6 protein-coding genes and 1 pseudogene are annotated in these 5,759 nt (G+C 67.6%); 3 read left to right on the forward strand and 4 right to left on the reverse strand.

Annotated features, from left to right (window positions below):
• On the reverse strand, positions 1-316 hold a 316-nt coding region (locus K8V11_RS00470), incomplete at its 3' end, for an aminotransferase class III-fold pyridoxal phosphate-dependent enzyme (RefSeq protein ID WP_303910182.1).
• Positions 317-909: 593 nt separating this feature from the next.
• On the opposite strand from K8V11_RS00470, the gene K8V11_RS00475 reads away from it, so the two are divergent.
• Genes K8V11_RS00475 through K8V11_RS00485 form a run of 3 tightly spaced genes read left to right on the forward strand, consistent with a single transcriptional unit; the run spans position 910 to position 4,264 of the window.
• A complete protein-coding gene (locus tag K8V11_RS00475; RefSeq protein ID WP_303910185.1) occupies positions 910-2,052 on the forward strand; it encodes an acyl-CoA dehydrogenase family protein in 1,143 nt (380 codons plus the stop codon).
• Positions 2,053-2,063: 11 nt separating this feature from the next.
• Positions 2,064-3,260, forward strand: a complete 1,197-nt coding sequence (locus K8V11_RS00480) for a pyridoxal phosphate-dependent aminotransferase family protein (protein WP_303910187.1) — start codon at positions 2,064-2,066, stop codon at positions 3,258-3,260.
• Positions 3,257-4,264 carry an NAD-dependent epimerase/dehydratase family protein gene (locus K8V11_RS00485; protein WP_303910189.1) on the forward strand — a complete coding sequence of 336 codons (1,008 nt, stop codon included), beginning with the start codon at positions 3,257-3,259 and terminating at the stop codon, positions 4,262-4,264. Before K8V11_RS00480 ends, K8V11_RS00485 begins: the two co-directional genes overlap by 4 nt.
• Positions 4,265-4,279: 15 nt before the next feature.
• On the opposite strand, the gene K8V11_RS00490 is transcribed toward K8V11_RS00485, so the two are convergent.
• From K8V11_RS00490 to K8V11_RS00500, 3 genes and pseudogenes are all read right to left on the reverse strand, one after another.
• Positions 4,280-5,026, reverse strand: coding sequence for a lytic transglycosylase domain-containing protein (locus K8V11_RS00490; RefSeq protein ID WP_303910191.1), 747 nt, complete (start codon positions 5,024-5,026; stop codon positions 4,280-4,282).
• Between the two features lie 101 nt (positions 5,027-5,127).
• A complete protein-coding gene (locus K8V11_RS00495) occupies positions 5,128-5,334 on the reverse strand; it encodes a hypothetical protein (protein ID WP_303910193.1) in 207 nt (68 codons plus the stop codon).
• Between the two features lie 25 nt (positions 5,335-5,359).
• Positions 5,360-5,759: pseudogene (locus K8V11_RS00500) on the reverse strand (hypothetical protein); the annotation flags it as partial.

Below are 5,759 nucleotides of genomic sequence, written 5' to 3' on the forward strand. Positions count from 1 at the left end.
TGGGCGTGCCGAAGCTCAAGCCCTTCGCCGCGGCCTGCTGCACCGCGTCGACGATCTCCGGGTGCGCGTGGCCGTGAATCATCGGCCCCCAGCTCGACACGAGATCGACGTAGGTGTTGCCGTCGACGTCGGTGAGCTGCGAGCCGGCCGCCTCGCCGACGAACCGCGGCGTTCCCCCCACCGAGGCGAACGCGCGCACCGGCGAGTTCACCCCACCAGGTATGACGTCGCACGCCGCCTTGAACCAGGCGGCCGACTTCTCCGTGGGCTGCAAACCAGGGGCGGAAGCGTTCTGTGCATCATGTGGCGTACTCACGGCTTCCAGTGTCCCAGAAACCTCGGCGCGCGCCAGGCGCAGCCCATCGCGGCTCATGTGATCGGCTCGCCTGCGCGCCGTGCGGACATGCACAAAAGCGGGTCCGAGCGTTCGGACCCGCTTCGCACGTGCGCCGCTCGCGACTCTGGGAAAGCCCCCTCGCTTTCGCCCTCCCAGAGCTCGACGACACGTGCCGGGCAAGCGATGCGCCTCTGCGGCGGTCGGACTTCGACGGCGCGCACCGGAACGGGACCTTTGCCTCTCGTGGCTGGGACGTCCCGTGAGGGTAACGGCGGCGACTGGCGTCCTGTGCAGCTCGTGTCATCGGCGGCACCCTCTGTATTGCCGGCGCCCGCGAAAACGTCACACGTTGCCCCCGCTAAATTTCGTCGCAACTTTTTCGCCCCGGCACCCATCCCCCTCCCACGGGGCTCCGAACCACGAGGCGGCGGGCGCCTGAATTGCGCCATGCAACCAGCGCGCACCGTCTGCTCGGGCGCACCGGGCACCGCGCACACCGCGGCGCCCGCACGTCCCCACTGGATATACCCGGCGCACCTGCACCGGAACACCGACAGTGAAGAAAGGTTGTCATGGACCACTCAAGCGCCCATCGCATCATCTCCGACTACAGCCCGCCGCTCGCGGATTTCCTCCGCGATACCGAGCGCGCAGAGCTTGAACGCGCCGGATCGGAGGCGATCGACCGCTGGAAGGACTCCACGCTTCCCGGCGCCGTGGCGCCGACCGAGCTCGGCGGCGAGGGGGCGAGCCTGGACGACATGATCACGCTGCAAAGCGTCCTGGGATATTTCTCCCCGTCCCTGGCCGCGGCGACGACCATGCACCACCTGTCGATGCTCTCGCTCGTCGACTTCGGCCAGTCCACGACCGACGAAGACGACCGGGAAACCGTGGTCGCGCTCATCTCGAGTCACGCCGTGCTCGCCTCCGCATTCTCCGAGTCGATTCCCGGCGGTTCGGTGTTCGCGCCGAACATGACCGGACGCACGGGCTCCGCGGGTGAGGACGGGGCCGAGGCCACGGTCGTGCTCGACGGGCGCAAGGCCCCGTGCAGCCTGAGCCATTCGATGGACTTCCTCATGGCCAGCTACCTCGACGAGAACGAGCGACGGGCCGTGGCGCTTGTCCCCGCGGACACCGAAGGGGTGTCGGTCACCGATATCTGGAACGCGCCCGTGCTCAAGGGGTCCCAGTCGGAGATGGTCGTCTTCGACCACGCGCAGGTCCCCGCGAGCCTCACGTTCCAGAACGACGACTTCGACCCCGACGGCTCTCTGGAGAAAGCCGCCTACCAGATCTTCGGGCTCCTCATCAGCGCCGCATACCTCGGCGCCGCCCGGCGAGCCATCAACGAGCTCGACGACGGTGGCCCGCTCGACGACACCCTCCTCGTCGAGGCGGAGGCGCGCATCGCCGCGCACACTAGCGCGCTGCGCTATGCGGCGCTGCGCCAGACGGGCGCCCGCGTCGGCGACGCCGATATCGCCGATCTGCTCCTCACCAGAACCTCGCTCAAATCGGCCCTCGCCGACGTCGTCGCGCTGTTGTCGCGGCTTCGCGGCGGGCGCCGCTACTCCTCGAACGCCGATCTCAACTACTTCATCGAGGTTCTCCACGCCTACGAGTACCACCCGCCGTCCAGGGTCGAAACGGTCAACGCGGTTCGTTCGCAGTCCACGACCGGATCGTTCTCCTACACCGACACAGAATAGAGGTGAACTCCATGCATCCCATCATTGCCTCAACGCGGCAGCACCCCGTCTACCAGCTCAAACAGCAGCTCGCCGAGACCGACCTCTCGTCGATGTACCACCGCGTGTTCTCCCGCGAGGAGATCCGCGGCAGCGAGCGCCTGTCGATGTTCGGCTCGAATAATTACCTCGGGCTCGCCCATCACCCCGACGTCATCGCCGCATCGCGCGCCGCCACCGAGGCGCTCGGCAGCGCCACGACGGGCAGCCGCCTCCTCAACGGCACCTACGACCTCCACGCCGACCTCGACACCGCGATCGCGCGCCTCGTCGGCACCGAATCGGCGCTGAGCTTCCCCAGCGGATACCAGGCGAACGTCGGCACGATCGCCGCGCTGTTGCGGCGCGGCAACACCGCCGTCGTCGACGAGTACGTCCACGCCTCCGTGCTCGACGGCGTCAAGATGTCCGGCGCGACGCTGAAGAAATTCCGGCACAACGACGTCGACGATCTGCGCGAGACACTACGCACCACAGATGACGGCGCAGGCACGTTGATCATCGTGGACAGCGTCTACTCGATGGAGGGTTCGCTCGCACCGCTGGCCGATATCTGCCAGACCGCCCGCGATTTCGGCGCCGCGGTGATGGTCGACGAGGCCCACGGCATCGGCGTCTTCGGGCCCGGGGGTTCGGGCTGGGTCGCCGAATGCGGGGTGGCCGACGAGGTCGACGTGCTCATGGGCTCGCTATCCAAGGCAGTCGCCTCGACCGGCGGTTTCATCGCCGGCAGCGAGGAGCTCATCGATGTGCTGCGCTACACCGCCCGGGCGCTGATGTTCTCGACTTCGGCCACCCCCGCGACGGCCGCCGCGGCGGGCGCGTCGATCGGGATCATCGGCTCGGACGAGGGCGAGGGCCTGCGCGGCGACGTCATCCACCAGTCCACCTACCTGCGCACCGCGCTGTCCAAGGCGTTCGGCACCGAGCACGCCGATTACGCCGGGCGCGAGGTCACCCCGATCACGCCGTTCAAGATCGGCGATTCGCTGCGCGCGGCGTCGATCTCCCGGTCCCTCATCGGCGCGGGCACCTATGTCGGCGCTGCCCTCTATCCGGCGGTCCCCGAGGAAGGCGCCATCCTGCGGCTGTGCGTCACCGCCGGCACCACGACCGACGAGATCGACAAGCTCGTCGACGACCTCGGCGAATTGGTGGGCGCGCCATGATCGTCGCGCTCACCGGCGCCACCGGGGCCGTCGGCTCCGCCGTCATGCACCATCTCTCTAGGCAGGACTGGGTCGAGCAGATCGTGGTGCTCGGCAGGCGCCGGCCGGACCGGCTCCCGGGCCGTGCCCATTTCGTGCGGTGGGAGCTCGGGGATCGGTGGCCGGATGAGGCGGTTTCCGCCGCCGTGGGCCGCGGCGCCGATGTTGGCAGCGGTGTCGATGCTGGCCGCGGCGCCGATGCTGGCCGCGGCGCCGATGCTGGCAGTTGTGTCGATGCGCTCGTGCACGCCGCGTTCATCATCGAGGACACCTCACGCCAGGCCGAGGCGTTCGCCGCGAACGTCGAGGGTTCGCTGCGCCTGATCTCCACCGCCGCCGGCGCGGGCGTCCGCCACATCACGTTCGTGTCCAGCGCCAACGCTTACGGCCTGCGTTCGGGGCCCGATCCGCTTGCCGAGTCCGAGCCCATCTCCGACGCGCCGAGCCACTTCTACCTGCACCACAAATTCCTGTGCGAGATCGCGATCCGCTCCTTCGCGCAGCTCGGGGGCGACGCAACCTTCGCCATCGCCCGCCCCTGCATGGTGGTCGGCCCGGGCGTGGCCAACTCGGCCCTATCCACCATGACGTCGGACCCGCTTATCTACCCGGCGCCGGCGCATTCGAGTTACCAGTTCATCGGGGTCGACGACGTCGCCGATGCCCTGGCCCGCATCGTGGGTTCGATGGCCGGCGGCACGTTCAACCTCGCCCCGGACGATTCGCTGACCGTCCGCGACATCGCCCGCGCCCAGGGCCACCGGGCGATCGGGGTCCCGCTGTGGCTTGCGCGGAAGGCCAGCGATCTCGGTTTCGCGACCGGGCTCACGACGTTCTCCTCGCGCTGGGTCACCTACGGCGATCCCGTGATGCGGCCGTCTCGTTCCCGCGACGTGCTCGGCTGGCGAGCGACCCGCTCGAGCCGGGAAGCACTTCGCTTGATCGCGGGCATCACTCAGGGATGAGCCCGCGGGCGGCAGCTACGCCGACGTGCCGGCCGCATAGGCCGCAGCCGCATCACGCACGTCGGCCACATACTGCTGCGAGGCGTTGTAGGCGAGCACCGCCCGCTGCCAGTTCTCGGCCTGGCTCATGTCTCCCCCGGACTCGCACAGAAGGCGCGCGGTCGCTACCGCGGCATCGTCGATCTGATGGGGATCTGCGTGCCCGTTTCCGTCGGCATCGCGCCCGTACTTGTTCCATGATTCGGGGATGAACTGCATCGGCCCGACCGCGCGGTCGTGCTCCGCGTCCCCGTCCAGCGCCCCGCCATCGGTGTCGGGGATATCGGCGAAGCCGGGCGAACCATCGAGTGTGACGCCGATGATCGGTGGTCGCACGACGCCGTCGTCATCGACCGCCGCGCCGTGGTACCTGCCGTGCCGCGTTTCGACGTGGCCGATCCCGGCAAGCGTCGTCCACCCGAGGTGGCACTCGGGCAGCGTCTGCCGCATCGTTTCGGCCGCGTTCGCATAAGCGGCGAGAGCGGCCTGCGGGATGTCCATCTGCTCGTGGATCGCCTGCGCCCACGGGCGCAGCTGGTCGGAGGTGCGGCCGGGGGCTGCGATATCGATCTCGGGCACAGACTCTCCGGCGTCAGGAGGAATGCCCGGCAGCACCGTCGCGGATGGCTCGCCGGAGGGACCGAACGAGCAGGAGGCCGCGGACATTGCGGCCGCGGCAAGTATCGTGCTGAGCGCCACGCGGCGGCAGGAAGGGAGAGTCATCGCCTCCCATCCTTCCCGCTCGCGAGGCTGTCGCCATCGGGGACGTCCCGGATTTCGTCGCGCATCTTCAGGGCGGAACCGGAGAACAGCGCGGCGCCCAACTAATCTTGCCGATCCGCCCCTGCCATTCGATTCTTTCGAGTCTTCAAGATCGCCACCGCCGAAATCACGACGACGGCGAGGGCGATAAAGAAGACCCAGTCATTGAACACTCCCTGAAGCACGTACAGCGCGAGAACAACGACCGCTGCGGCCACAAGAACCCACATCGACATTCCGCCAGTCAGGGAACGAAACTTGTCATTCATCTTTCGCTCACTCCTTACCCGCTACTTACAGTAGATACTCTGCGAAAACACCGCCGCCACACGACAATGCAGCTATCAATCCGACTCGACGAAGCACGAACTTGGCTGCCTTGTCCCAGTCAGTTACTTGGGACTCGATCGCTGCCCATGCGCTTGTGGCGGCGAAAAAGTCGATACCCAAGCATGCGCCGACGACTCGCTTGATTTCATGGCCCACACCAGCTTGCGCCGTGATCGCGCCCGGCTTCGGCTTGTCCATGGACTTGTCGAGGGCGACCTCGTTGCCCTCGGCGTCCAATGCAACGATTTGGTCGTTCTCGGTCTTGAGCGTTTCGACCTCGTCCGGAAATGGCTTCAACCCCATCTTCTCGAAAGAGTCGTTGACAGTTTTCCGGTCCGCATCGGTGAGCTTCGTTTCGCCATCC

This window comes from Dietzia timorensis (assembly GCF_020742175.1).
Classification (GTDB): domain Bacteria; phylum Actinomycetota; class Actinomycetes; order Mycobacteriales; family Mycobacteriaceae; genus Dietzia; species Dietzia timorensis_A.

What these genes read in the sequence shown, in the direction of transcription:
- K8V11_RS00475 (WP_303910185.1), top strand. Translation starts at nt 910, where the DNA reads ATGGACCACTCAAGCGCCCATCGCATCATCTCCGACTACAGCCCGCCG.
- K8V11_RS00480 (WP_303910187.1), top strand. Translation starts at nt 2,064, where the DNA reads ATGCATCCCATCATTGCCTCAACGCGGCAGCACCCCGTCTACCAGCTC.
- K8V11_RS00485 (WP_303910189.1), top strand. Translation starts at nt 3,257, where the DNA reads ATGATCGTCGCGCTCACCGGCGCCACCGGGGCCGTCGGCTCCGCCGTC.
- K8V11_RS00490 (WP_303910191.1), bottom strand. Translation starts at nt 5,026, where the DNA reads ATGACTCTCCCTTCCTGCCGCCGCGTGGCGCTCAGCACGATACTTGCC.
- K8V11_RS00495 (WP_303910193.1), bottom strand. Translation starts at nt 5,334, where the DNA reads ATGAATGACAAGTTTCGTTCCCTGACTGGCGGAATGTCGATGTGGGTT.